At 49.9% G+C, this 26,196-nt stretch carries 26 protein-coding genes; 9 read left to right on the forward strand and 17 right to left on the reverse strand.

Annotated features, from left to right (window positions below; translation table 11 throughout):
• The first annotated feature begins 108 nt into the window (after positions 1-108).
• A complete protein-coding gene (locus IMCC21906_RS07305; RefSeq protein ID WP_047011618.1) occupies positions 109-477 on the forward strand; it encodes a hypothetical protein in 369 nt (122 codons plus the stop codon).
• A gap of 67 nt (positions 478-544) precedes the next feature.
• On the opposite strand, the gene IMCC21906_RS07310 is transcribed toward IMCC21906_RS07305, so the two are convergent.
• Entirely contained in the window at positions 545-2,347 is a 1,803-nt protein-coding gene (locus IMCC21906_RS07310) for an acyl-CoA dehydrogenase C-terminal domain-containing protein (RefSeq protein ID WP_047011619.1), read from the reverse strand.
• A gap of 246 nt (positions 2,348-2,593) precedes the next feature.
• Between IMCC21906_RS07310 and IMCC21906_RS07315 the strand changes: the two genes are divergently transcribed.
• Positions 2,594-3,712, forward strand: coding sequence for an enoyl-CoA hydratase/isomerase family protein (locus IMCC21906_RS07315; protein ID WP_047013229.1), 1,119 nt, complete (start codon positions 2,594-2,596; stop codon positions 3,710-3,712).
• 278 nt (positions 3,713-3,990) lie between these two features.
• Here the strand turns inward: IMCC21906_RS07315 and IMCC21906_RS07325 are convergent, their stop codons facing one another.
• Entirely contained in the window at positions 3,991-4,629 is a 639-nt protein-coding gene (locus tag IMCC21906_RS07325; protein WP_047011621.1) for a hypothetical protein, read from the reverse strand.
• Positions 4,626-5,930: an ammonium transporter gene (locus IMCC21906_RS07330; RefSeq protein WP_052763427.1), complete on the reverse strand. Its 1,305-nt coding sequence runs from the start codon at positions 5,928-5,930 to the stop codon at positions 4,626-4,628. The genes IMCC21906_RS07325 and IMCC21906_RS07330 overlap by 4 nt, the downstream gene beginning before the upstream one ends.
• Positions 5,931-6,290: 360 nt before the next feature.
• Here IMCC21906_RS07330 and IMCC21906_RS07335 point away from each other — a divergent pair, with 360 nt between their 5' ends.
• On the forward strand, positions 6,291-6,503 hold the full coding sequence (locus tag IMCC21906_RS07335; RefSeq protein ID WP_047011622.1) for a DUF2061 domain-containing protein: 213 nt from the start codon (positions 6,291-6,293) through the stop codon (positions 6,501-6,503).
• Positions 6,504-6,515: 12 nt separating this feature from the next.
• On the opposite strand, the gene IMCC21906_RS07340 is transcribed toward IMCC21906_RS07335, so the two are convergent.
• Positions 6,516-6,698 carry a hypothetical protein gene (locus tag IMCC21906_RS07340; RefSeq protein ID WP_047011623.1) on the reverse strand — a complete coding sequence of 61 codons (183 nt, stop codon included), beginning with the start codon at positions 6,696-6,698 and terminating at the stop codon, positions 6,516-6,518.
• A gap of 269 nt (positions 6,699-6,967) precedes the next feature.
• Between IMCC21906_RS07340 and IMCC21906_RS07345 the strand changes: the two genes are divergently transcribed.
• Positions 6,968-7,576, forward strand: a complete 609-nt coding sequence (locus IMCC21906_RS07345) for a DUF502 domain-containing protein (protein ID WP_047011624.1) — start codon at positions 6,968-6,970, stop codon at positions 7,574-7,576.
• 154 nt (positions 7,577-7,730) lie between these two features.
• On the forward strand, positions 7,731-8,141 hold the full coding sequence (locus tag IMCC21906_RS07350) for a hypothetical protein (RefSeq protein WP_047011625.1): 411 nt from the start codon (positions 7,731-7,733) through the stop codon (positions 8,139-8,141).
• A 24-nt stretch (positions 8,142-8,165) separates the two neighbouring features.
• On the opposite strand, the gene IMCC21906_RS07355 is transcribed toward IMCC21906_RS07350, so the two are convergent.
• Positions 8,166-8,966, reverse strand: coding sequence for a M56 family metallopeptidase (locus IMCC21906_RS07355; RefSeq protein ID WP_197085972.1), 801 nt, complete (start codon positions 8,964-8,966; stop codon positions 8,166-8,168).
• 130 nt (positions 8,967-9,096) lie between these two features.
• Positions 9,097-9,516 carry a BlaI/MecI/CopY family transcriptional regulator gene (locus IMCC21906_RS07360; protein ID WP_047011627.1) on the reverse strand — a complete coding sequence of 140 codons (420 nt, stop codon included), beginning with the start codon at positions 9,514-9,516 and terminating at the stop codon, positions 9,097-9,099.
• A 73-nt stretch (positions 9,517-9,589) separates the two neighbouring features.
• Between IMCC21906_RS07360 and IMCC21906_RS16820 the strand changes: the two genes are divergently transcribed.
• On the forward strand, positions 9,590-9,727 hold the full coding sequence (locus IMCC21906_RS16820; protein ID WP_156166013.1) for a hypothetical protein: 138 nt from the start codon (positions 9,590-9,592) through the stop codon (positions 9,725-9,727).
• A 171-nt stretch (positions 9,728-9,898) separates the two neighbouring features.
• Positions 9,899-12,433: an ATP-dependent helicase HrpB gene (gene hrpB, locus IMCC21906_RS07365; RefSeq protein WP_047011628.1), complete on the forward strand. Its 2,535-nt coding sequence runs from the start codon at positions 9,899-9,901 to the stop codon at positions 12,431-12,433.
• Between the two features lie 59 nt (positions 12,434-12,492).
• Here the strand turns inward: hrpB and IMCC21906_RS07370 are convergent, their stop codons facing one another.
• The 5 genes from IMCC21906_RS07370 to IMCC21906_RS07390 form a co-directional block, all read right to left on the reverse strand.
• Positions 12,493-13,293 (reverse strand): putative porin, encoded by an 801-nt coding sequence (locus IMCC21906_RS07370; RefSeq protein WP_047011629.1) that lies wholly within the window; start codon positions 13,291-13,293, stop codon positions 12,493-12,495.
• Between the two features lie 266 nt (positions 13,294-13,559).
• Positions 13,560-14,204, reverse strand: coding sequence for a class II aldolase/adducin family protein (locus IMCC21906_RS07375; RefSeq protein ID WP_047011630.1), 645 nt, complete (start codon positions 14,202-14,204; stop codon positions 13,560-13,562).
• The gene (htpX, locus tag IMCC21906_RS07380; protein WP_047011631.1) at positions 14,201-15,088 is read right to left on the reverse strand and encodes a protease HtpX; all 888 of its coding nucleotides are present in this window, start codon (positions 15,086-15,088) and stop codon (positions 14,201-14,203) included. The genes IMCC21906_RS07375 and htpX overlap by 4 nt, the downstream gene beginning before the upstream one ends.
• Before the next feature lie 57 nt (positions 15,089-15,145).
• Positions 15,146-15,466, reverse strand: a complete 321-nt coding sequence (locus IMCC21906_RS07385; RefSeq protein ID WP_047011632.1) for a hypothetical protein — start codon at positions 15,464-15,466, stop codon at positions 15,146-15,148.
• 67 nt (positions 15,467-15,533) lie between these two features.
• Entirely contained in the window at positions 15,534-16,019 is a 486-nt protein-coding gene (locus tag IMCC21906_RS07390; RefSeq protein WP_052763428.1) for a DnaJ domain-containing protein, read from the reverse strand.
• Between the two features lie 153 nt (positions 16,020-16,172).
• Between IMCC21906_RS07390 and IMCC21906_RS07395 the strand changes: the two genes are divergently transcribed.
• Complete coding sequence (locus IMCC21906_RS07395; protein WP_047011633.1) at positions 16,173-17,114, forward strand: hypothetical protein; 942 nt, start codon at positions 16,173-16,175, stop codon at positions 17,112-17,114.
• Here IMCC21906_RS07395 and IMCC21906_RS07400 read toward each other — a convergent pair.
• Positions 17,089-17,274, reverse strand: coding sequence for a hypothetical protein (locus IMCC21906_RS07400; protein WP_047011634.1), 186 nt, complete (start codon positions 17,272-17,274; stop codon positions 17,089-17,091). The genes IMCC21906_RS07395 and IMCC21906_RS07400 overlap by 26 nt on opposite strands.
• Positions 17,275-17,516: 242 nt before the next feature.
• Here IMCC21906_RS07400 and IMCC21906_RS07405 point away from each other — a divergent pair, with 242 nt between their 5' ends.
• A complete protein-coding gene (locus tag IMCC21906_RS07405) occupies positions 17,517-18,674 on the forward strand; it encodes a type III PLP-dependent enzyme (protein WP_047011635.1) in 1,158 nt (385 codons plus the stop codon).
• Between the two features lie 4 nt (positions 18,675-18,678).
• Here IMCC21906_RS07405 and IMCC21906_RS07410 read toward each other — a convergent pair whose 3' ends face one another.
• From IMCC21906_RS07410 to speD, 5 genes are all read right to left on the reverse strand, one after another.
• Positions 18,679-19,788 (reverse strand): PepSY domain-containing protein, encoded by a 1,110-nt coding sequence (locus tag IMCC21906_RS07410; protein ID WP_047011636.1) that lies wholly within the window; start codon positions 19,786-19,788, stop codon positions 18,679-18,681.
• Positions 19,789-19,803: 15 nt separating this feature from the next.
• On the reverse strand, positions 19,804-21,906 hold the full coding sequence (locus IMCC21906_RS07415; protein WP_047011637.1) for a TonB-dependent receptor: 2,103 nt from the start codon (positions 21,904-21,906) through the stop codon (positions 19,804-19,806).
• Between the two features lie 266 nt (positions 21,907-22,172).
• Entirely contained in the window at positions 22,173-24,428 is a 2,256-nt protein-coding gene (locus IMCC21906_RS07420) for an arginine/lysine/ornithine decarboxylase (RefSeq protein WP_047011638.1), read from the reverse strand.
• A gap of 397 nt (positions 24,429-24,825) precedes the next feature.
• Positions 24,826-25,674, reverse strand: coding sequence for a polyamine aminopropyltransferase (speE, locus tag IMCC21906_RS07425; RefSeq protein ID WP_047011639.1), 849 nt, complete (start codon positions 25,672-25,674; stop codon positions 24,826-24,828).
• Positions 25,667-26,122, reverse strand: a complete 456-nt coding sequence (gene speD / locus IMCC21906_RS07430) for an adenosylmethionine decarboxylase (protein ID WP_052763429.1) — start codon at positions 26,120-26,122, stop codon at positions 25,667-25,669. The genes speE and speD overlap by 8 nt, the downstream gene beginning before the upstream one ends.
• Positions 26,123-26,196: the final 74 nt, after the last annotated feature.

Below are 26,196 nucleotides of genomic sequence, written 5' to 3' on the forward strand. Positions count from 1 at the left end.
GAGATCTACCGACTGTTTTATAAGTGCCAGAGAACCTATCTTTTAGATCTGTTGTTTTGTTAACCTCGCGCACGGACGTGCTGTACACGTTTTTCAAGCAGGCTAATTATGATAAAGATAATGTTTTCGGCAATCTTGTTGTTTGCCACCTTACAGGGATCTTCTCTGGTATATGCCAACACCAATACAGATGTTTCTGGCGATTGTCTGGATTGGGAGATAAAGACCCACCCCGCAGGTGAAAATCTATCAAGTTGTGCCTATTACAACCCGGATAAAGTGTCGACACGGTTTGTGGTCAGCAACCATTGTCAGACTTCAGTTCGGGGGGTGTTTAGTTATTACAGCCAGGGCGCGGAAGATGATCGGATCATGTCAGTGCAGGCATTTAATGTTCAGCCTGGCCGCACCGCAGAAGTTGCTAATCCTTGCGATACGGCGGGTGATTGGTCTTACCATGTGACGCAAGCCAATTAATACTCCGACGCCGGGGCTACAACGATTTTAGTTGAAGTCCCCGGAATGCCCATGTGTAGTCCGGCGTTTAACGAATTCCAAAGTGCTCTTCAGACATCCCCATAACGCTATCGGTGCTGCTGTCCATGGCACTGGCATGTGCTTTTGCTCTGGGGAGTAATCGGCTGAAGTAAAACTCGGCCGTTTCCAGTTTCGACTGATAGAAAGCGGTATCACCTTCTCCTGCCGCTAATTTACGCTCTGCAACCTCGGCCATTCTTGCCCAGTAATACGCCATCGACAGGTAGCCGCTGTACATTAAAAAGTCATAGGAAGCGGCAGATACGGTATCCCGGTCTTTGGAAGCTCGGGCCAGCATTTTAATGGTTTTCCAGTTCCAACAAAGTGTAGTTGATAGGACTTTTACCGCGTATTTACGACGCTTACCTTTTAACAGTGTTTTAAAACCAAAGCCGTAGAGTTTTTTGCTGAAGGCGGTATATAGCTTAAATTTATCTAATACCACTTTGCGGCCAATTAAGTCCATGGCTTGGATGCCGGTGGTGCCTTCGTACATAGTGGCGATACGAGCGTCGCGATAAATCTGCTCCATGCCGTGTTCTTTAATATAACCGTGGCCACCAAATACCTGCATGCCGTTGCTGGCAGACTCCAATCCCGTCTCTGTTAAAAAGGCCTTCAGGATTGGCGTTAAAAATCCTAGTTCATTCTCGGCTTCATCCCGCTCTGCCTCTGTCGCAGAGTGGGTCATTTTGTCGGCAAATTTCGCGGCGTCATAGAGCATGGCTCGACCACCCTCGGCAAACGCTCTGGCGGTTAACAGCATACGCCTGACATCTGCGTGATGGATGATGGCGTCGCCAGGTTTGTCTGGGTTTTTGCTGCCTGACAGCGAGCGCATAGAATAGCGATCTAAGGCGTAGGGCAGCGCATTCTGATAGGCAAGTTCTGATGCGGCCAAGCCTTGAATGGCCGTGCCTACTCGGGCGGTGTTCATAAACGTAAACATTGCTGCCAGGCCTTCGTTTTCTTTGCCTAGCAGGTAGCCTGTTGCGTCATCAAAGTTTAAGACGCAGGTGGCATTACCGTGGATGCCCATTTTCTCTTCAATGCTACCGCAGCGCACGCCGTTGCGAGGGCCAACGCTGCCGTCTTCAGCGGGGAGAAATTTGGGTACGATAAACAGCGATATACCCTTAGTACCTTCCGGTGCTCCGGGTATTCTGGCAAGCACAATGTGAACAATGTTTTCGGTTAAATCATGTTCACCAGCAGAAATAAAAATTTTTGTACCATTGAGTTTGAAGCTGCCATCGTCTTGCCGTTCTGCTTTGGATTTCATTTGTCCAAGATCTGAACCGCAGTGAGCTTCGGTGAGACACATCGTGCCACTCCAAACGCCGCTGCATAACGGAGTTAAATACTCTTGTTTCTGCGCTTCAGTGCCATGCACATACAGGGTGTTCATCGCACCTAAGCTAAGTCCTGGGTACATCCCCCAGGCCCAGTTTGCGGTGCCTACAAACTCAGACTTGATCAGTCCCAGCGACATGGGCATGCCCTGGCCGCCGTATTCAGTCGGATGAGAAAGTCCCTGCCAGCCGCCGTCAACCCACATTTGATAGGCTTCTTTGAAACCCTTGGGAGTGATGACATCACCTTCTTGCCATTGGCAGCCTTCTTGGTCGCCAATATGATTAAGCGGTGAGAGAACTTCTTCTGAAAATTTTGCTGCTTCGGTAGAGATGGCATCCACCATGTCTGGGGTTGCTTCTTCGCCACCGGGGAGGGTTTTGTAGTGGCTTTCGTAGTCCAGCACTTCATTGATAACAAACTGGATATCGCGTAATGGAGCTTTGAATTGGGTCATGTCTCGCCTCAGTTCTCATTTGGGGGTCGGCAGTGGCTTTTAGGGCAGTGCTCGACAGTGGAACCAGCTTAGCGAATGCAAAAGGGCGAGAAATTGGCCGCAGCCGATTTAATAGGCTGACGGTTGGGTCAATGCAGTTGGGTCAATAGCGTTAATTAATTTGGCAGGTAGCAGCTAATATTGGCTCTTGAGCGAGGGCTTTTGCGAGGCCATACTGCTGATGCGGCTGAAATAGAGGTTTGGGTAATGCAAATTGAATATTTAGTGCATTTGGAGCGGCATGCCCTTGCTGCGGGGGGGTATCTCGCCCATTTAACCTTAAACGCGCCACGACGGCTAAATGCGCTTTCACCCGAAATGGTGGAGTTATTGTATCGCTTGTTAGTGGAAATTCGAGACGACGATGATGCGGTGGCTGTTTTTTTAGACGGCGCGGGAAGCGATGTTTTTTGCAGCGGTGATGATGCCTTGCGCATTCGTGAATCCGCATTGAGTAACCCCGGTGGTCCAGCGGTAGAGGCTGAAGCTTTTTTTGCTCGTGAGTACGCCACCGCCTATATGATCCACAGGTTTAATAAGCCGGTGATTGTCTGGGCCAGTGGTGCGGTGATAGGCGCTGGCTTGGGGCTAATGGCTGGCGCCAGCCATCGTATCGTTACGGATACCAGCCGATTGTCGATGCCGGAGATGACTATTGGTTTGTTTCCCGGTGTCGGTGCCAGCTGGTTCTTGGGACAAATGCCCGGCGCTACGGGCTTGTTTTGTGGTCTTACTGGAGCGGAGTTAATGCCAGCCGATGCCTTGTATGCCGGACTGGCGGATTATTGCTTGTCTGTTAGTAGTAAGCGGGAGGTTTTGCAGGCGCTATTGCATTTAGACTGGTGTGACGATGCAGATTGGAACCATCAACAGTTGACAGAAAAACTGACAGACATTGAGGCTCACCAAGGCGTTGCGCTTGGCATTTCGCATTTAAAGCAATCTCGAGAATGGATAGATTTGTGCTGTGGCCAGCTTGACCCGGTGCGAATTGAAAATAAAATTTGCAGCTACCGTGGCGCCAAGCCTTGGCTTAAGTCGGCCTCTGTTGGCTTGCAGAGAGGCGCGTCGAGCGCCGCAAAATTAATTTTTCGCCAGCTTGAGCGAGGCAGTGGTTTGGGCTTGGCTGACATCTTTCGCATGGAGCTGGTATTGGCGGTTAATCGGGTGAGAGACCCAGAGTTTGCTGAAGGTGTTCGGGCCTGTCTATTGGACAAGGATCGTAGCCCGCGATGGTGTTATGACAGTATTGCGGAGGTGCCAGACGCTGAAATTGACGCGTTGTTCTGTGCGCCTTGGGCCAAGCATCCGCTAGCAAATCTGTAAACTATCACTTAAATGCCTTTATCCTGCATGTTTTGTTGTCGTTGTAGCATTTGTTGTTGCATCTGATCCCCTAGGGCGTTGGCCTTTTTTAAGCTTTTTTCTTGTGCGGGCGTCAGTGCGGTGGACTCTGGGGGCCTGTTACAGGCTGACAAACTCAAAATAGCGATCAAGCAAAATACTCGTGGTATGGTGTGAGTGGTCATGGCTGCAAGCTTCTCTGATACTTTTTATGGTGAAGGGTAAACCGTTCTTGGCGTGCTAATTCCAGTGTACTCGTTTTATAGTAGCGAACTAAGAAAGAGGTCAAGCTCTGGTTGTTCACGTTGTAGTTGTTGCACGGCATTTGCAAGCATTCGATCGGCTTGGATGGGGCCGACACTTTCGCAAAGCAAAACATAAAACTGATTAATTAGCTTTTGCAATAAACTTGCAGGCGCATTGTTTAGCTCTAAAGCTTGACGATTCGATAGCCACCGCTGAAGTGCATCCAATATGTTGTGGGGCAATTTGCGACGTCGCAGCGCCGCAAAAAGGTCGAGTTTAAGTTTAGTTTGTTGGCTTTCGTTGAGTTGTGACATTAAGGCTAGAATTAATGCCGAGAAAGCAACATTGTGACTCAGTGCTTGGGGGTTTTCTTGGGATATGTTGCTGGTATTACGCGACGTTTTTTTTTGTAACTCGTTTACAGGAAGATTCATGGCATTCAGCAAGCTTCGCAATACTGCGCTTCGCTGTTTTTTCAGCGCGCTATCTTCATTACATATATAAGCTACAAAGCGTTGTAGGGCCAAGCTGGGTTGATCTGCGTAACTGTTTTCCCAATGCTGCACGGCGCGCTCCAGGTCTTGTTCATCCATAAAGTCGTGCAGACCTGTGTAAATGGCTTGTCGTCGCTGGTTAACATCCTTTGTATTCATCGGGTGTAATCCAGGTCACTGGCGCGATCGGCGGTGTAGGCGGTAATGCCAGAGGGGAATTCAGGGTAACCGATCTCGGCATGTTCGCTCAGATCAAGACCGCGTTGTTCATGGAGGGGCGGCGCACGTAGCCCCATGGTGAGGTCAATCAGGTAGTACACAATAAGCGATGTGGAAAAGGTCCAGATAAAACAGGCTAAAATCCCCACTAGCTGAATTACGATAAGCTCGGAATTGAACATATTGCCGGTATAGAAAAGGCCTGCGGCCAAGGTACCCCAGGCTCCGGCAAAGCCGTGAACAGAGACGGCACCCACCACGTCATCCATGTTGAGTCGCAACAACATTTGGCTGCCCAAGCTGCAAATAATCCCGCCGATAAAGCCGGTAATCAATGCATAGATTGGGGTCATTGTGGCGCAGCCAGCAGTGATGGCGACCAAGCCTGCCAAGCTTCCGTTAACGGTAGCGGTGAGCAAAATGGGTTGGCGCTTAACCATTGCCAGTAGCATGCATGCGGAGGCTCCCGCCGCTGCGGCTAATTGGGTGTTAAGATTAATTAATCCTATATCGACACTGGCCGCCAAGGTTGAACCACCGTTAAAACCAAACCAGCCAAACCATAAAATAAATCCACCCAGTGCCACCAAACTTAGATTGTGGCCGCGAATTTCTCGAGGTTTACCATTTTTGTCAAAGCGTCCCAACCGAGGGCCAAGAATAATAATCCCTGCCAGCGCGCACCATGCGCCGACGGAGTGAACAACGGTTGAGCCTGCAAAATCGATAAAGCCCATTTTGGCTAGCCAGCCACCACTGTTCCATACCCAGCTGCCGAATACCGGATAAATAATAGCAATGATAATAATTGCCCCAACTAGATAGGCTTCAAATCGAGTGCGCTCAGCCATGGCGCCACTGGCAATGGTTACGGCTGTTGCCGCAAACATGGTTTGAAAAAGCAGTACCCCGTAAGTGCCTGCATCACTTTGGTTTAAGAGAAAAAGGTCGGTACCAAAGAGGCCAGTTGTATTGCTGCCAAACATCAGTCCATAACCAATAGCCCAAAATATTAAGGTGCCAATGCAGACATCCATATAATTTTTCATCACCACGTTTAAAGTGTTTTTGGATCGTGACATACCAGACTCTAAGAGCGCGAAACCGGCTTGCATCAAAAATACGAGGGCGCTGGCGGTGACAAGCCAAACCATATCCATCGCTGCGCTGGCGTCATCGGCAATGGCGGGCGGACTTAATGCTACTAATACGAGCAGGGTCAGGTTTTGGAAACGTCTCATATAAGCCTCAACTTATGAAGGTGGACGTAATGCCCGCCAAAGTCAGAAAGCTCAAGCAACTGCTGTGCCAGTCACTGTTTAAGAGCGTGGAGAAAAAGGGATGATTCGCTTTGGTGTCTAAACCTAAGTTTTTGAAGAGGGTTGGTTTTATAGAAAGCTGTAGATGAATAGTGGCACCGCACCATCTGACCTTATCCTCAGCGCTATAGGCCTAGTGTGATAGGTGAGGGCTATGGTTATCTTTGAAATTATCAACTTCTGTATTTGCTCGGAGTCGCTATTATTGTTTTGTTGCAGCGGGGTTTGTGGCGTATTTCTGCCACTGCCAGTAGTGGGACTTAACCAAGAGGAGTTTATACCGTGAAAAAAACAATGAGTTTTGCTGTGATGCACTTCAGTGTTGCTTTTATGGTGGCGTACTTATTGACCGGAAGCTTGTTGATAGGAGGGACCTTGGCGTTACTGGAACCAGCGGTAAATACGGTTGCGTTCTACTTTCACGAGAAAATGTGGGCAAAGGCCGAGAGTCGTTCCGCTGCGATTGTTAATGAAGAATCCTTGTTGTTTGGATAGCGACTTTATTCCTTAGCTCGGCCCCATGCACTGACGGGCAAGTGCCAACACCAGGCCTAGTCCGACTAAAGGCAGTATCCAGCGGCTCATTCGCTGCTGGGTTTCTGGGCTTGGTTGCGGTGAGTATTTTTCGATTAATGGGACGATGACAAGCAAGGCGACCATCAATACTGCAATAATAATGAGCAAATTCATTTTGGCCCTCGGTTAGCCAGGGTGAATGCCGATTGGATCATATTTAAGGCTAACATGACTAATGGATTAAACAATGAGGGCGGAGATTCGAGGTCTGCAGCATCTGCTAAATACTCTCAGCACGAAAACTAACCTAGGCCCTGGCCCCTTTGTGAAAAACTCACGTAGGCCTGGTGAAACTTCTATCGGTCAATCCTGCCCAAAACTCCATACTGTCGCATGGCAAATTATTGTACGCGATTAAGAACAACGATTCAGGGAGAGAAAATATGCGCGGATTTAGTGCCGCCTTTTTGCGTGGGCTGTTTGTGTTATTACCGGTAATGTTGTCTATTCAGTTGGCAATGTGGGTAGTGGCAACGGCAGAATCCTGGTTAGCGCCGCCATTAAAAGAAGTCTTGGGTAGCGTTTATATACCGGGAATGGCCTTAGTCTTGTTGGTATTGTTGACGGTATTCATCGGTTTGAGTTTGCGCTGGCCAACCGGAACCTATATCTGGGGGTTGCCAGGGCGTTTTTTAGAACAACTTCCGGTGTTGCGGCAAATTTATGGAACGTTCAAAGACATTATGGAAATTATGGGCGGTCAGAAATTTGATGACGAGGCTGTGGTCATGGTCGAGCTGCCCAACAGTGAAGCCCGCTTAATTGGTATTGTTACGGTAAGGCATCAGGGTAATGGCAACACTATCGCCAGTGAGCTGGATGATGATCATATTGCCGTCTATTTGCCTATGAGTTATCAGGTGGGTGGCTATACGGTAATTGTTCCCCGCCGGCATACGCGTCCTTTAAATATGAGCCCAGCAGATGCCTTGCAGTTAGTGCTCAGTGGCGGTGTGGTGTCAGAAAATCGCGAAGGTGCTGACAAGACATAAAATACAGCGCATCAGCCGATATTTGTTATAACTCACACATAACTTACAAAGGTGCTAAGCCGGTTTTAGAGTGATAGCATTCAAGAGCGGTTTTCGTATCTTCATTTTCAGAACAGCCGTCTTTAAAGGATCAAGTCGAAAGGAAAGGTGTCCTATGATAAAGCTAAAGGTACTTGCTACACGTCTCTTGTTACTTTGCTGGGGAGTGGCGCTTCACGCTGCTGAAACAGGGCCGATACGCGGCGAAGTGGGCTTTGTGGATGAGGTTAGTGGTGCACGAGTGGAAGCGGTAGACCCTGATGAAAATGGGGAGTATCGCGTTTTGGTGTCACTTCCTAATACCGACACAAACAAATCGCCAACGATTATCGAGGAAATTGTCGTTCGTGCTGAGCGAGACGAGTCTGTCGTTGATGAGCCCGCTCCTGCTGCGCCGCGTTATGAAGTGATTAAAGACTACGCTAATGACCGTTATGGATTTTATGTTTATCTCGGTAAAAATAAATCCCTGCCGTTTAGAATATTCTTTAAAGACCACAGTGCCAAAGAGATACATAATCGCTAGGAATGGCTACTCTTCACTTTTTGGCTAATGCTGGGTGAGTCCCAGCATGAGCCATTCGACGTAGTGGTGAAGTGGCGTGACGCTTAAACATAACGCTGCAGCAGCGACACAGGACAAACTGAACGAGACCGATTTTGGGAGCGTTAACGGCGAGGGCCCTAATAAGTTCTTCACTCGCTGTTCCACAGATTCTTTTGCGAAAGCGCAGTATATTGCCGAACTTTGAGACTTGCTTGCCGCAGCGAGTTTTAGAATGCATCTGGCAACATCACCGGGTTCATGGTGTTGGCATGATCGTAAATCGCAAGATTTTTCAATGCATAAGCACAGCTCTGAAATAAAATAACGGGCGCCGGGCATGGGTAAGCTGAGTAGCCTCGCAAGCAGAATTCGCAGGTTGTCGCGGTTTAATCGATGTCCTTGCTCATGCAGAAGAATAATGTCGACTTCCTTCTTGCTGCACTGTTTTAACAAGCCTGTGCTCACTACAATTTGTGGTTTAAATAAGCCGCTAGTAAATGCGAGTGGTGTTTGCTCGTCAATCTCCCAAAACCCTGCTCTGGTCTTGCAAAGTCCTCGTATTCCGTTGCCAAATCGTAGATTAGTTCGCCCATCTTGCCAGCTTTTAACTGCAACAAGAGCGAGCGCGGTCGCTGTGATAATTAGTGACAGTGGCCCTAATTGGGGTAAATGCCCCACTGGCAAATGTTCTTCACAGGCTGGGCCGTGGCAGTGGAGTACTAGAAAAAAACTCCCAATCTGAGGGTAGTAGAGTAGCAGGGTCACCGCGAGACTCACCAATACGGGAATAGCAAGTACCAGCATTAATATGGTGCTTGCCTGGTTGGGGTCGAGTTTTTCGAGTAAGAACTTGAGTGGAGTGCGGAGTGTCAGTAACGCTAGACTTAATACGAACCAAATTGAAAGAAGTACAAAGTTTGCAGTGCCAAGGGTCTCAAGCATTTCGTCTATTGGTTTCGTGTTTGTCGATTAGCAGTTTAAGTCGGTCTAAAGAGTCATTATCTATGCTTGCGGCGGCATTTACAAAGCCGCTGAGAATGGTTTCGGTTGGGCCGTCATGCAAGGCATTGATTACGTCACCAATTAAGCGCCCCATCAGCTCGCCGCGTTTAACAACGGGGGTATACACGTAAGCGTGGCCCTGCTTACTTCGGTCCAGTAGGTTTTTTCGATGTAGGCGCTCCACCGTCGACTGTAGTGTACTAATGCTGGGTCGTCGCTCAGGAGTCAGTGCCGATGCCAATGCCTTCACGTCACTACCTGGTTTTTGCCAGAGTAATTCAAGAAGTGCTAATTCAAGTTCTCCCAACTGTGGGAGAGCATTATGACGGGACCGAGCACGAATAAGTTCCATATTAATACCGACTCCGAGGCGGTTTTTTGAACGGGTTTTAAGGACGATTTTTAGTTGCTGGGGCAGGGCGGAAGTGATTGAAATTTATGAAGAAAATGCTGATTTTCACGGTAGTATTACTCTGCCAAGACCACAGGACAATAGCGGATTATCAACAGCATTTGAAGCATTAGGTCGCCAAGAAAAAGTCTTTTTATATTTTGGAGATTAATAAAATGTGACGATTACTGACGGTAATGTGTTGTGACGTTTTAAACATGCTTTGTGAACATCACCTCGAAGGTATGGTTCGAAAAGATGGGTAAACAGGTTTTCTAATAGGTCAATTTTCGATAACTGCTGTGTCGGGGCGGTGGTGCCGTGTAGGGTACAATGCTACGCCATGACCTCTTCACTACCTATTGTCGATATTTTGCCTGCACTGCGCGATGCTTTACGTCGCAGAGATGAGGTCGTTCTAGAAGCTCCTCCAGGAGCAGGCAAAACCACTCAGGTGCCGTTGGTATTGTTATCTGAGAGCTGGCTTGAAGGCCAGCGTATTATTATGTTGGAGCCTCGACGGCTGGCGGCTCGCGCGGCGGCAGAACGAATGGCTGCGTTATTGGGTGAGAAGGTCGGTGGCACGGTGGGCTATCGTGTGCGACTGGAGTCTCGCGTCAGTACCGCGACCCGTATCGAAGTGATTACCGAGGGTATCCTAAGCCGAATGCTCCATGACGATCCGTCACTGGAGGGGGTTGGGCTGCTTGTGTTTGATGAGTTTCATGAACGAAGCCTGGATGCAGACCTCGGGTTGGCACTAACGCTAGAAGGCCGAAAGCTGTTTTCTGAGTTACGCAGCGCGCCGCTTAAATTGTTAATCATGTCTGCCACCTTAGATGGCCAGCGGGTTGGTGAGCTACTCAACCATGCGCCGGTGTTGCGCAGTGAAGGTCGGCAATATGCTGTTGGAATTGAGTACCTTGGCGTATATAAACCGAGAGACCCGATTGTGCCCAAGGTTTTACAGGCCTTGGAGCGTGCGCTTGCAAGTCACGCAGGGAACATTTTGGTGTTTTTGCCGGGACAGGCGGAAATTCGCCGTTGTGAGCAAGCCTTGCAGGCGTGGGCGGATGATTCGCTGCTTATTGCGCCTCTATACGGCAATTTGAGCTTGGAGCAGCAACGCTTGGCAATTTTGGCCCCTCCAGCCGAGTGTCGAAAAATTGTGTTATCGACGCCAATCGCTGAAAGTAGCCTGACCATTGACGGCATTACTGTGGTGATTGATAGCGGTCTACTTCGTCAAGCCATTTTTGATCCGCGCACAGGCATGACTCGACTCGCGACCAAGCGAATCTCCCAAGCGTCAGCTGCCCAACGAGCGGGCCGCGCAGGAAGGCTACAACCGGGGATTTGCTATCGTCTCTGGGCTGAGTCCCAACACAAAGAACTGCCAGCCCATTCGGAGCCGGAGATTTTACAGGCAGATCTGGCCGGGTTATTCATGCAGCTTTTGCAGTGGGGTGCGGACTCGGTTGATGCTATGGCTTGGTTGGATCCACCTCCAGAAGGTGCCTCCCAGCAAGCGTTAGCGCTGCTGAGACAGCTATCGGCGGTCAGCCCAGTAGCTAGAGAGGCGAGTAGTATTACTCTTACCCGGCACGGTGAGGCTATGGCCCGCTTACCCATGCATCCTCGATTAGCGCATATGTTAATAAAAGGCCGGGAGCTGGGTGCGGTTCATCTTGCTGCGGAGCTCGCGACCTTACTGTCTGAGCGCGATACTGAGTCCTCGGCCGGTAGTGATATCGAATCCCGGTTGCGCTTGTTTCAGGCTGAGAGCCAGGGTCGATCGGGTGGCGTAGCAAGCCGGTTAAAGCGTCAAAAAATGCAGTATTTAAATCTGCTTGAAACCCCGAAAACCGCGGCAAACCCATCAAAAGGCGTATCTGCGGGCACCTTGCTGGCATTGGCTTATCCCGATCGTATTGCCAAACAGCGGCCGGGTCGAAGCGGGCGCTATCAACTTAGCAATGGTCGCACCGCCGTCTTACGGGATGATGATAGTTTGCATGGCCAGCCTTGGCTGGTAGTGGCCGAATTGGGGGGCTGGATGGGCGCTTCAGAAGATATTATCTGGCGCGCCGCCGTTTTGAGTGAGACCGACTTTGACGATCTGCTTCTGCCTTTGTTGAGCACGCTATCTGTTGCCCAATGGGATGAGCAGCGTGGTCGATTTATCTCAGAGCGCTTGACCAAGATTGGCGAGATTACCCTGCGATGCGAGTCTGTGCCGCTAACTGATGTTGCGGAGAAAGAACGCGCATTATTGGCCTTGATAAGGGAGCAGGGCCTGAACATATTGAACTGGTCGGAGGCGGCAACGCAGTTATGCGCTAGAATTGAATTGCTCAGAGATTTAGGTCTGGAATTAGACAAGGAAATTGGCTGGCCGGACTTTAGCCATCAAGGTTTGTTGGCAACACTAGAGCAGTGGCTCGGTCCCTATTTGGCAGCAATACGCAGCTTGCCCAGCTTACAGGCCCTGGATTTATACCCGTTATTAAAAGCACGTTTAGACTGGGTTGCGTTAGATGCCCTTGAGAAACTGGCACCGGGATCTATTCGAGTGCCCTCGGGTTCTAATTTACGTATTGATTACAGTCAACGGCCGCCGGTGTTGGCAGTGAAGCTGCAGGAAATGTTTGGCTGCGAAACCACGCCGACAGTTGCCGCCGGAAGGCAAGCACTCAGCATTCATTTATTGTCGCCCGCCCGTCGACCATTGCAGATCACCCAGGATTTAGCCGGGTTTTGGCGGGGCAGTTATGAGCAAGTAAAAAAAGAAATGCGAGGGCGATATCCAAAGCATCCCTGGCCAGATGACCCATTGCAGGCTCCCGCCACGGCCAAAACTAAAAAGCGCCAAGGGTAATAAAATCTAGACATAAAAAAGCCGGTCAGTGACCGGCTTTACACACGAAAGATAGACGCTTAGAAGCGGCCAGCCACGCCGATCAAGAAGCCGTCAGTATCAAGCTCTGGACCATTGTAGTCTTCTGTGGTGTCAAAGTAGGAAAATGCCACTTCAACGTTGGGCGCTACAAAATAGCTAAGATCCAAGCTGATGGTGTCTCTCTCGTAGCTATCTACATCGACGAACTCAGCAGATAGGCCAATGCCAAACATATTGTTGAAATAGTATGTGGCACCAGCATTCACGCCAAAACCGTCATCGTCCTCGGCATCAATTACCGATGCGCCCAGGTCAAAGGCGACTGACGCACCTTGTGCCATAGCTTGAATGCTATGTAACTGCACATCCAGTACGTCCAGGTCTCCTGAAGCGTCATCGTCTGTAGTGGAGTACGACACGACGACATCGGTGGTGTCATTGATGTAGGTACCGATACCAAAGCCAAATGTATCGGCGTCATTGGTGCCGTCGTCTGCCTGATCGTAGCTGGCCTCCAAAATGAGGTTGGTGTCGGTCACGAAGCGGCCACCGAAGCCATAGTTGTCGGTATCGTCACCATTGTCAGGATCGATGTTAACCAAGCTGAAATCAATGAATGAAGATTTGTCTAAAAAAGCGGCTTCAGCCAACGGGCCTTTGCTGGTGTCGACCTGTTCAAAGTGAAGTTCACCGTAGATCAATGCGGCATCGTAATCGTTACTTACATTGCCAGCTTCGACTTCACCTTGGCCAAGGCCTGCGCTAACTTCAAATTGATAAGCGCTGGCATAAGATGAGGCGATAGTGGCAATGGCTACGGTTAAAAGTTGCTTTTTCATGTGGTGCTCCCCCTATGGATGTGCGTCTCACGCTAATGGTGATTAATGACACATAGATGTCCGTAATATGAAAGTTCCATAACTGTGCATTGTTGTTGGGCGTTAGATCTATTGTTGATCTTATTTGGTGCGCAACAATCTGAGGTTATCACAAGGTATGTGAAATAGGCGTGGCGAGTTTGTGAAAATTTACCGATTTTTTGGCGGTTTAGCGCGAGGAGTTAGCTAATAACTTCAGCTTTTGTGTGACATAAGTGGAAGGTTGTTTATTGCTGGCCGTAATGTCGAAATTGTTGCAGTACCTTCTCCATTTCACCATTGCTGAGCAGCGTCGGTCCGCCATTTTGTAGGCTGAAATAATAATTGGCTGCTAAAGCTTCTACTTCTTGAGCGAGAGATAGGGCTTTGTTGATGGTTTGGGCAATACAAAGTTGGCCGTGATTAGCCAATAAACAAGCTTTGCGGCGATGCAGGGCAAGGCTGACATTTTCGGCCAGTTCCGCGCTGCCAAAGGTAGCGTAATCTGCACAGGGAATATCGACGCCACCCGCGACAGCGACCATGTAGTGAAAAGAGGGAATGGCTCGGCGCTGGCAGGCCAGCACCGTCGCAAAGGGAGAGTGACAATGAACAATAGCGGCGGCTTCGGGGTGGTCTTGATAAACCTGATGGTGCATTAGCCATTCGCTGGATGGTTTGGCTTGGCCCGGCGTGCAAGTACCTTCGCTGCTGATCTCGACAAGGGATTCCAACGTTGCCTCATTCCCCCGCACCCCACTGGCGGATATCAACATGCCGCCATTGGGGAGCCGCAATGACATATTACCGCTGGCTCCCGGGGATAAATCGGCTTCGGCCATGGCATGTAGGGCCGTCATCAACTCTCGGCGCTGTTGCGATAAGTCGTTCACGCCCCGTCTCTCAGTGCCTGAATACGTTTTTCCAGCGGTGGGTGAGAGCTAAACAGTGCTGCGAAATCCCTCTTGCTGGGGCTGCTAATCGCCAAAGCGGTGAGTTCGCCGGGCATGTCATTGGGTAGCCCTTGCTGAGCCTGTAGGCGCTGGAGCGCGGCAATCATATCGTCACGTCCTGCCAGTGTGGCACCGGCGTGGTCGGCGCGAAATTCCCGCCAGCGCGAAAACCACATCACAATGGTGGAGGCGAGAATGCCCAGCACCATTTCAGCGATAAACGTGGTGATGTAAAAACCAATACCGTGGCCGCGTTCTGTTTTAAATACGGCTCTGTCCACGGTGTGGCCGATGATGCGAGCAAAGAACATGACGAAGGTATTCACCACCCCTTGAATAAGGGTGAGGGTGATCATGTCGCCATTGGCAACGTGGCCAATCTCATGGGCCAATACCGCCCGGACTTCATTGGGGCGCATTTGCTTCATTAGCCCTTCGGACACCGCGACTAGTGCCGCGTTTTTATTCCAGCCAGTGGCAAAGGCATTGGCGACTGGAGAGGGGAATATCCCCACTTCAGGCATGCCGATGCCGGCTTTGTCGGATAGCTCTTTTACCGTATCCAGCAACCAGCGCTCTTGGTTGTTGCGGGGTTGTTTGATGACTTCGGTACGGGTTGAGCGTTTGGCGATCCATTTTGAGATCAGCAGTGAAACAAGGGAACCCGCCATCCCGAACACTGCACAGAATACCAGCAGTGAGCTCAGGTTTAAGTCGACGCCATTTTGCGCCATATAGGTGTCTACCCCCAGCAAACTGAGGGTAATGCTAGCGACCAGAACAATGGCCAGGTTTGTTGCCAAAAACAACAGAATTCGCATCATTGCAGTATAAACCTCGTAGTAATACCGCTTAATAAATGGGGGTACAGGAAGCTGCTTTCAAGCTTGATCGCCAATGTTTTCCGGGTTTTCTTGTTGTAGATTTTCTTCCTGCTCGGGTTCTTGGTTTAAAGCCGCTTGGGTCTCTAATGCAGTGGGTGGCCCGACTTCGACCATAGGCTGATTGTTTTTATCCAGCTCGCAGGGGAAGGGTTCTGCACGCAGATAAATATCTTTGCTGCTTTGCTCAAACACAACATTGACCGCTTCATCGTTGTGGGGGGTACGGTACAGTAGGCGTCGGTCACTGCCATCTAGCCACAATTGTTGCTTGCTTAAATAATGGCCATGCTGATTTTTAATAACAAATACGGTGCTCATAGTAAGTCGGAGCTGCTCCTAAGTGCTGAGTTTATATGTGGATTATGATCATGATGTGTCAGTCGCCTTAACTGTTAAGCAGAACGGATTTTGCTTCGTTCAGTTGACTGGCTAAATAATCATTGCCGCCGCGATCAGGGTGGAATTTCTGCATTAAGTGACGATGGGCTTTAATAATATCGTCTTCGCTGGCGCCTTCCTTAAGACCCAGTATGGAAAGCGCCTCAGGCTTATCCATATTGCCGCTGTAACGTCGAGGTGGTGGCTCTTCGTTCTGGGGGCCGGTGTTGCTGCGGTTAGCATTACCGCTAATGCGTTGATGGAGGTGATTGGCAATAAACTGGCGGACAAAGGGCATTGCCGCGCCGATGATTCCTGCTAGCCAATGCACTCTACCGGTAATGGACAGCAAGACTAAACCGGCCGCGGCAATGCTAATTAGCAATGTGAAGTAATAGGGTCGGCGCTGATCCTTGGGTTTGCTTTGCACGATTTTAACAAAGCGGAAAATGCCATACAGAACAGCCACTGCTATTAATAAACGAATGATCATCGCCGGTTTCCGGATTCCTTTTGGGGCAGGCGATAAAAGATGATCGCCTGCGTGATTGACTCAAAGTATTACAAAGTACTAAAAGCCTCGTAGTATAGTGCTTCCTGCCAGCAAGACACACCGTCTTTGGTATCGCATTTGTCAGAGAGTTTTATGTTCATAGCCTCACGCTACGCCCAACGATTTGTGCTGTTTCAGGGCTTGTATGAAGCCAGTCAGGGTGATGGTCAGCGGGATTGGCAGCAACTTGTTGCCAGGCTCAGTCAGGGGCAGCAATTAGCCGAGCGGGTTCAGCTTGAAGAACTGGCTGAGAAATTTGGCAGTGGTCAACAGCTCGTCATGGACGAGTTGCGGGACGGCGGCTTATTTTTAGACTGGGAACTACGGTTTTTGCAGCTAGGTTTAGCGGTGGGGAATTTGCCCAATGCTTATTTACGCCTGGCCGAGCATTATCGAATGGTCAGTGATTTTGCCTTGCGTTTTCGCCGGCATCTTTGGTTGCCACTGTTGTTGAGCTTGTTATGTGCTTTTTTGCTGCCGTTAATGCTGTATTTGGGTGGTTTTTTAAGTGCTGTTTCGGTCTTGGAAGTAATGGGGTTGTCGTTACTGCCTGGGATAGTTGCTGCAGTATTGCTGACGGTTTTTTTTAAGCCTCCGGTGTCAGCTTCTATTACTGCTATTGGATTCACGCTTCCCAAACTTAAAAAAGCCCTGTCCTGTTACCACAATTATTGGTTTGTGGGGCATTTGGCCGAGTGCGTCGGTGCAGGGTTTCCGTTGCAACAATCGCTGCGCCAAGCATCGCGGCGGATGCCAGCAAGCCCGCAAAAAAATCGTTATTTGGGGTTGGCTGGCAAGGTAGAAACGGGACAGCCCCTGTCTGCAGCCTTGCTGCAAAGTGGGGTATTGGACGGGGTGGGGTTGCAGCGCTTACCTGCGGGTATCGCGGCGGCAGAAGCGCCAGCGCACCTTGGCTTAGCTATACATGCCCGTTGCGAGGTGCAACTGGGCTTTTGGTCAGCAACACTGCCTTATGCGGTGCTGGTGATAGTACCTTGGTCGGTGCTGCTTAATGCATGGTTTCTCGGCAGCTGAATTGCTCCAGTTCGCGCTGGTAGTGCTGGCGACCCGAAAGCTCTTGCTCAATGGCGAAGCGTTCTGCGTTGCTGTGCCATTCGGCGTTTTTCAGTAGTTCCCACAGTTTTCTGCTGCACAAGTTTTTTACGTTACGTTCTATATTTTGCTTGTTCATCATAATTTCTCCTTGAGTCTCCAGACTCAACCTCTGTGTCCTTAATGCTTGTCTCACTGGTCTTTGTCTCCTTGACCATAGCGATTATTAACAAGACAGATTGCAGAGGTATGACAGTACGATTTTTTCTTTCGTTTGCTGTAGACTTCGCATCTTTTTAAAATTGCTGGTGCCGATCAAAAGGCACTGTTTCCCCGTTTGGTCTTGCTGGCCAGAGGGAATCGAATCGCCATGGAGCAAAGCCCATGAAGCAACAGGTTCTAGCTGACAGTGCTTGGCAGCGAATTGTTAATTTTGCTGCCGACAAAGCCACGCCCTGCGTGATTATTGATCTGGACACCGTTCGTTCAAAATATCGGGAATTGCTCGCGGCATTTCCCTTTGCTGGTATTTATTACGCCGTTAAAGCTAACCCGGATACGGCGATCATTCGCTGTCTCCATGAGTTGGGCGCGTATTTTGATATTGCCTCAGTCTTTGAGCTGAAAAAGCTTCTCGACTTAGGTATTCCGGCCGCCCGGATGAGTTACGGCAATACCATCAAAAAGTCCGCTGACATTGCCTATGCCCACCAGCAGGGTATTAGTATGTTTGCCAGCGACTGTGAATCTGACATTAGAAAGCTAGCAAAGTTCGCGCCAGGAAGCCGGGTGTATATCCGGGTGTTGACCGAGGGCTCTGAAACTGCCGATTGGCCGCTGTCCCGTAAATTTGGCTGTCAGGCCGATATGGCCATTGAGTTGATTATGTTGGCTCGAGATTTAGGCTTGGTTCCCTACGGTATCTCTTTTCATGTGGGTTCCCAGCAGCGAGATATTGCTACTTGGGATGCGGCCATCGCCAAGGTACGGTTTATTTTTGACCGCTTGGCCGAAGCCGATATCCACTTGGAAATGATTAATATGGGCGGTGGTATGCCTGCCAACTACGGCAATCGCCACCACGATATTGAAGCTTACGGCAATGCGATCCGCCGGTTTTTAGACGAAGATTTTGGCGATCATCAGCTGCAAGTGTTGATTGAACCTGGGCGGTCGTTGGTGGCTGAAGCTGGGGTATTGGTTAGCGAAGTCATTCAGGTATCACGTAAATCCCAAGAATCCTTAGACCGTTGGGTGTATTTGGATGTGGGCTTGTTCGGCGGCATGATTGAGGCGATTGGCGAAGCCATTCAATACCCGATGGTCTGTGACCGCCAAAGCGATGAGCTGGATGAAGTGATTATTGCCGGTCCGACCTGCGACAGCATGGATATTCTCTACGAGGACCATCGCTATAGTCTGCCGGTGGATTTACAAGAGGGTGATCGGCTATTTTGGTTGACCACCGGCGCCTACACCACCAGTTATAGCTCTATTGAATTTAACGGTTTTCCGCCATTGGCCTCTTATATTATTGAATAGGGCGCTATTGCTTAAATATTTTGGTTTGAGGGCGGTGTTTTTTGCGCCACCTCAAAACATAGCTGGCGCTGCCACTCAAGGTTAAATAAAGCGCGACCAAGCCCGCAATAAACACGCCTAACTGATAACCCCGATTTAAACCGTAGGATGAATGCAGCGGGTACATCACGTTAAGAAGCTTGCGACCATTGCTGGCTTGATCCGCTCGGCTTAACACCGTTGCCTGCCCACTGTGGCCATCCACGGCGACTTTACTGCGGCCGTTGGGGTGCCATTCGTCTTTTAAACGAAATCGAAACTCAGCCGCTGGTCGATCTTTTGATGGCAACCTGGCAAGGGTGAGCTGTGCGTCGGGCAACAGGGTTTGCGCAGCTTGCAAGAGTTGCCCAGCGGCGAGTTGATGGGCTTGCCCTGTTTGATCGACGAGGCTTGCCTCTTTTATCGCTGCCGGGGCTGGCTTGGATGATGCCGAATTGAGTTGATAGATAAAACCATTACTCAACATCACCACGCCGCTGACGGCAATAACAAGAATAAATAATGATAACAGCAGACCTTGATGCCGATGGCTGATAAGCAACTGTTGGGGGCTGAGCTTTTTGGGGAGCAGTTTGCTAAAGCGGTAGCGCCGCCAAGCCGGCCACCACAAAATAATACCACTGAGGGCAAAAAAGCTGAGTACCAAGCCCAAACACAGTGCGGCGATCTCGCCGGGGGTGTGGAGCATTAAATCGGTATGTAACTCTCTAATTATGTCCAGGGTGGCGAGTACTCCAGCTGGCAATTGGAGTTCGGTAAAGCTGTGCCGGGCAAAAAGGGTACTGCGACCAGCGCTTTCAACAACGGTCCAGTAGTCGCGACCGGCTGATGGTGCTTTGATATACGACAGTTGCTGGTGGCTCAACTGTTGCTCAAGTGCACTTAACTCTTCGTTAAGTGATTGGAATCGGTGGGGCGGGGGCGGCTGATCGGTAATAGCCAGGGTAATGAGGGCTTCTTTATAAACAAGTAGGGTGCCGGTGACGATAATCAGTAAAAGTGGGGCGGCCAAACCCAAGCCTAGCCACTGGTGCCAGCGACGAAGCTTGAGTAAGTACGGCTTTGATTGAGACACGGCTTGGTCAGCGCTTTAAAAGTGACGCTCATAAGAAAGACGAATGCTACGACCATAGCCTTTAAAATTGCGGGCAGCAGAGCCGCCGCCAGCTTGGCTGTAGTAGGTGAAGTAGTCTTGGTTATTGAGGTTTTGTACCCCTAGCGTGAAGGTGCCAACGCTTGCCTGCCATTCGGCACTGACATCAATGGTGGTGTAGCCCTCAAAACTTTCATAGCGGCTGTTGTTGAGGTCTTTAAAGTTGCGGTTGAGCAAACGGTTAAACTGCAAACGGGTAGAAACCGTGTCGGTCCAGTCCCGCTCCCAGCTAAGGTTAATGCGGTCTGGAGCGATATTGCGGCCGTCTAGATCAGTGTCGACTTTGCCGTCGTCGTTGGAGTCGTACTCGCCTCGGGTTTTGGCATAGCGAATACCAAACAGGTCTTTGTTACTGGCCAGCCAGTCTAGGCGCAGTTCAATACCATCGATATCGGTTTTTTCACGTTGCACGCTGAAAATGCCATCGGCGTTGGCTTGCAAACGCTGACCAAAATCGGACTCAGACTGGTAATAGGTTATCTGACTGCGGATATTGTCGATATTAAATTCCACCCCAATTTCACTGTTTTCGGTGGAGATGGGGGTGAGGTCTAAAAAAGTTTCCACGCTTTGGTTCGGTTGATCTATTCCCCGAAGTACCCGGCCGACATCGGGCATAGAAAAGCTTTCGGCGTAGTTGCCGTAGAGACGGACGACGTCATTGATTTGATAGCTTGCACCCATGTTGTACAGGGTTTCAGAGAAATCGGGTGTGCCCCCGGTGACTTCTTGGCTGCCATAACTGGCGAGGGTGGTAAAGTCATCAACCTCCAGCTCGGAGACTTCGTGACGTACTCCGGTGGTGACCGTTAATTGCTCAATACCGCTATATTCAAATTGCAGAAAGGGCGCGTAATTTTTGTAAGTAGATTCAGGCACCCAGGCGCGGCCTGTCTGCACCAGTTTTTGCTGGGTTTGGTCTTGAAAAACATCTAAACCGTAGGTGACCGCCAGTGGCAATCCCGCTAATTCGTCTTTATTTAAGGTGAGCTTAAGCCCATATTTCTCGGACTGGTTTTCTGATTGATCAAAAATGTCGGCACCAAAGGCTGGGTCTTGGAAGGTGCCAAACCGGCCGCCGCCATAGGTGCCGGCAAAATCCTGTTTGAATAGTTGCGCTCGCAGGCTGTGTCCCAGCAGCTGGTCGTGGCGATAGCTGAGGCTGATGGTGGTGACTTCGTTTTTGGGCGCGTCACCCTCAACGGTTCCTTCCACTGCTGTGGTGGGGATGCCGGCATCTACGTCGCCATTGACAGGGACCCAATTGGTTTCGCCCTCAATCTCGTAGCGATTGTAGGTGAACTCAAGGCGCTGGTTTTCAAAGTCTTTGCCAATTTTTAAAAAGGTATCCAGACTTTCTGAATCCATGGTATCGCCTTGGGTGGTGTCGAAGCCCACTACTTGACCATCGGCATCAAAACCCACGCCGACGCTTTCAAAAGCGACACTGGCGAGTAGATCAAATTGCTCAAAGCTGCCGGAGAAGCTATAGCTGCCGCTGTACCCCAGGCTGTCATCAAGCTCTTCTTCTTGGCCAGAAAGACCAATTTTCAAGCTGTGTTCTGGGGTGTCACTGGGGCGTTTGGTAATGAGGTTGATAATGCCACCGGCAGCGCCTAAGCCGTGAATAGCATTGGCACCGTGAATGACTTCTACGCGTTCTAGCATTAATGGCGAAATGGTGTTGCCGTCCCGGCCGCCATCTCGGAGTGGGTTGGATTGAGGTACTCCATCTATCAAATACAGCGGCTTGCGGCCGCGCAAGCTCTCGCCGGAGTTGCTGAGCTTTTGTCGGCTAGGCGAAAAACTGGGTATTAAGTTGCCTAATACTGATGATAGGTCGCCGTTAATACCAATTTGCTGCTCAAGAGACTTTTGATCAATTACGGTCACCGTATTGGGTATGGTCGCCAAAGGTTTTTCGGTACGACTGGCGGTGACCACCATTTGCTCTACAGGTAACTCTTTAGCGATAACAGTGGTTGAGCTGGCAAGAACAAGCAATGCGGGAGTAAGAACGCGAACAGGGGGCAAAGACATAAACAATCCGGCTAATTGATTTTGCTACAGTTTGGGTTGGAGCCGGGCGGAGTGGGACGTGACGAGGCCTGTGCCAAGCCTGGTTGTCATCCAATCGCGCGGACTTAGCGGCGCATTGTCTTGGTAATACAAATCATTGTCAATTTCATTTGTTTGCGGGGTGGTGGGCTACGTTGTGAATGGGGTGACTTTCGGTCGCGTGATGGGTGGTTTTGCCGGGGTAGAAATTATTCCACCCCGGTTTTAGGAAGCGAGCTCACAGAGGGCTAAATATTGTCGATCACCGCATCTACAAAGTAATGGTAGTCCAGCCCGACTTTTTCTTTTACCAAACCGTGGCAGTCTGTTTCAAAGCCGGGAAAGCGGGCGTTGAAATCCCGGACAAATTGCAGATAGCGGACAATGGTACTGTTGAAACGCTCGCCGGGAATAAGCAGGGGAATGCCTGGCGGATAAGGTGTGACCAGCATGGCGGTAACCCGACCTTCAAGCTCGTCGATGGGCACCCGTTCTACTTGGCGGTGTGACATTTTCGACCAGGCATCGGCGGGGATCATCGCGGGTTCAATTTTAGAGAGGTACATCTCTGTGGTAATACGGGCGAGGTTGTATTCTTTGTAGACACTGTGAATATCATTACACAGGTCTCTAAGACCGACTTTGTCGTATTGGGGATATTTTGCGGCAAACTCGGGCATCACTCTCCACAATGGTAAGTTCTGGTCGTAGTCGTCTTTAAATTGCTGCAACTCCGTTACCATGGAGTTCCAGCGGCCCTTGGTAATGCCGATGGTGAACATGATAAAGAATGAGTAGAGGCCGGTTTTTTCAATAATAATGCCATGCTCCGCCAGATATTTGCTGACGATAGATGCCGGGATGCCGTAACTGTCAAAGCTACCGTCGACATCCAGTCCTGGCGTGATGATGGTGGCTTTGATGGGGTCGAGCATATTAAACCCCGAGTCGATTTTGCCAAAACCGTGCCAGTTGTCGTCAGAATGAATAACCCAATCATCTCTGTCACCGATGCCTTCTTCGCTGAGAACTTCGGGCCCCCAGACCTTAAACCACCAGTCGTCGCCATAATCGGCATCGACTTTGCGCATAGCGCGGCGAAAATTCAGTGCTTCGGCAATGGACTCTTCTACCAGTGCGGTACCGCCGGGAGGGTCCATCATCGCCGCCGCCACATCGCAGGAGGCAATAATGGCGTACTGGGGACTGGTAGAGGAGTGCATTAAATAGGATTCATTAAAACGGTGGGTGTCGAGCTTACGGTTTTTGCTGTCTTGCACCAAAATTTGTGAAGCCTGCGATAAGCCCGCTAATAATTTGTGAGTGGATTGGGTGGCAAAGACCAAGGTGTCATCTGACCGAGGACGGTCGTTGCTAATAGCGTGCATGTTTTCATAAAAACTATGGAAAACAGCATGGGGCAGCCAGGCCTCGTCAAAGTGCAGCGTGTCGATGGTGGCGTCGAGAATGTCTTTGATTTCTTCTACGTTGTAAACAATACCGTCGTAGGTGCTTTGGGTAATGGTCAGGATGCGCGGCTTCTTTTCTGGCGCGTGCTTCGCAAAAGGGTGTTGCTCAATTTTTTCGCGGATGGCTGCAGGGTCAAATTCACTTTTGGGAATGGGGCCGATAATGCCGTAATGGTTGCGGGTAGGCATTAAAAATACCGGAATAGCGCCGGTCATAATAATGCTGTGCAAAATCGATTTATGGCAGTTGCGATCTACCACAACGATATCACCAGGGGCGACGACCGAGTGCCATACCACCTTGTTGGACGTGGAGGTGCCATTGGTGACAAAAAACAGATGGTCGCAACCAAAAATTCGGGCGGCATTTTGCTCGCTCTCACTGACTGGGCCTGTGTGGTCCAGTAGTTGGCCTAACTCCTCTACGGCATTGCAAACGTCAGCGCGCAATAAGTTTTCGCCAAAGAATTGGTGGAACATTTGCCCCACTGGGCTTTTCAAAAAAGCGACACCGCCTGAGTGGCCGGGGCAGTGCCAGGAGTAAGATGAGTCGCTGGCGTAGCCCATCAGGGCTCGGAAAAAAGGCGGTGCGAGGGAGTCCAAATATTTATTGGCTTCGCGAATAATATGCCGGGCGACAAATTCTGGCGTATCTTCGAACATATGAATAAAGCCATGCAGTTCCCGAAGGATTTCATTGGGAATATGGCTGGAAGTGCGGGTCTCGCCATAGAGAAACACTGGGATATCGTTGTTGCGCTGACGGACGGCGCGCATAAATTCACCGATAGCCGCCAGGGTTTGACTGGCGGAATCATCGTCATCACTAAATTCTTCATCGTCGATAGATAAAATGAAGCAAGACGCACGGCTAGCTTGTTGAGCAAAGGCGGTGAGGTCGCCGTAGCTAGTGAACCCGACTACTTCCATTCCTTGATTGCTGATGGCATCGGCCAAGTCTCGAATACCGGAGCCGGAGATATTCTCGGAGCGAAAGTCTTCGTCAATTACGACGACGGGAAAACGAAACTTCATATGATTACTCGCAATAAGCTCAGAAAATTAGCCACCCCATTAGACCTGGTGGGGAGCGATAAAGTTTGATGCTGGGCTGTTAAAACAGCTGATAACGGAGGTCATTTTGACGTCGCTTTGTTGCAGAGCCGTTATCTTGAAAACTTGATCTTATACAGCCTTGTTCCACAAAGCCTGATTGACAAGGTGTTGTTTCAAAAAGCAATTTCTTAGAGACGCATATTCTAGAAGGCCCTGTTTTAAAAAACCATGTTCCTGCGCGCCATGTCTAGCGAGCCGTGTTCGACAAACCCTATTCGACAAGCATAGTGTTGCTAGCAATAGTACCGCTAACAAAAAACGGGCGTAAAGCCCGCTTAATGTTAAGACTCTTTTAGTGATGTGAGCTATGACGGTATCAGCTCAAAGAATCGACAAGGTATTGAGGAAGGGCAAAGCTGCCTTGATGTAGCGCCGGATTGTAATAGCGGGTTTGTATGCCGCTATCCTGATAGCGTTGCTCAAGAGTGGCTAAAGCGGTTTGTCGAGCGGCAGCGTTGTCGCTGGCCCAAGCAAAGGTCATGAGGCCACCGATGTAGGTAGGAACCGGCGCGGAATAAAATCCGGTATCGGTAAACAGCGGCGACAATCGCTTATTGGTGGTGCTGACCTCATCGGGCTGCATAAAAGCAACGCCGTTTTGCGCTGCAAAAATGCCACCGGGTTTCAGGCAGCGTTTAATACCTTCGTAAAACGGTGAGGTAAATAACACTTCGCCGGGACCGATGGGGTCGGTGCTGTCAGATAAAATAATGTCAAATTGGCGATCGGTGGTTTTGACATACTCAATGCCGTCGTTAATCACAATTTCAGCACGAGGGTTGTCATAGGCACCTGCCGAATGATTCGGCAGATACTTTACGCACATGTCGATAACGGCTTGATCAATTTCTACTTGAACCGCACGTTCAACATTTTGATGCTTGAGCACTTCACGTAGTAATCCGCCGTCACCGCCACCAATAATCAACACGTCTTTGGCCTGACCATGGGCAAACAGTGGCACATGGGCTAGCATTTCGTGGTAGATGAATTCGTCGCGTTCGGTGGTTTGAATGATGCCGTCTAGCGCCATCACTCGACCGAAGCTGGTGGACTCGAAAATGACCAGGTGCTGATGATCGGTCTTGTTTTCAAACAAGACCTCAGCGACCTCAAATCCTTGGTGATAGCCGTTATGGAGCGTTTCATTAAACCACTCAGACATCGCCCATATTCCCGCGCAGGTTTTCGCCCACCTCTACACGAGAGGGGTTGAAGGCCTTTTGCAGGATGCCCACAGCAAGCTCGGGTTTAGCGTCGCCACACATAAAGACATCAAAGGCGGCATAGTCGCGCTCTGGCCAAGTGTGTACGCTGATATGAGATTCAGCCAAAACTGCTACTCCAGACACGCCACCATTAGGGGTGAAGTGGTGCATATGAATATGCAACAGAGTTGCTCCGCATTCGCGAACGCAGTCTAAAAAGGCTTGTTCCATACGGGGGATATCATCGAGGTGGGATGCGCCCCAAAGATCGATAATAAGGTGTGTGCCGGCATAGGCCATGCCATCACGGACAATAAAATGGTCCAAATTGTCGTCCGATTGGCTAATCGGGTTGCAGCTAGCCGCGCTGGCCTCCATCTGAGGCATGAGATCTAAACTTTTCATCTCGCATAAATCCTCCGCAGGGGTGAAAGAAGCGGCGATTTAAACGTTTTTTGCTTTAAATAGCAACCTTAAAA

It is taken from the genome of Spongiibacter sp. IMCC21906, assembly GCF_001010805.1.
Taxonomy (GTDB): domain Bacteria; phylum Pseudomonadota; class Gammaproteobacteria; order Pseudomonadales; family Spongiibacteraceae; genus Spongiibacter.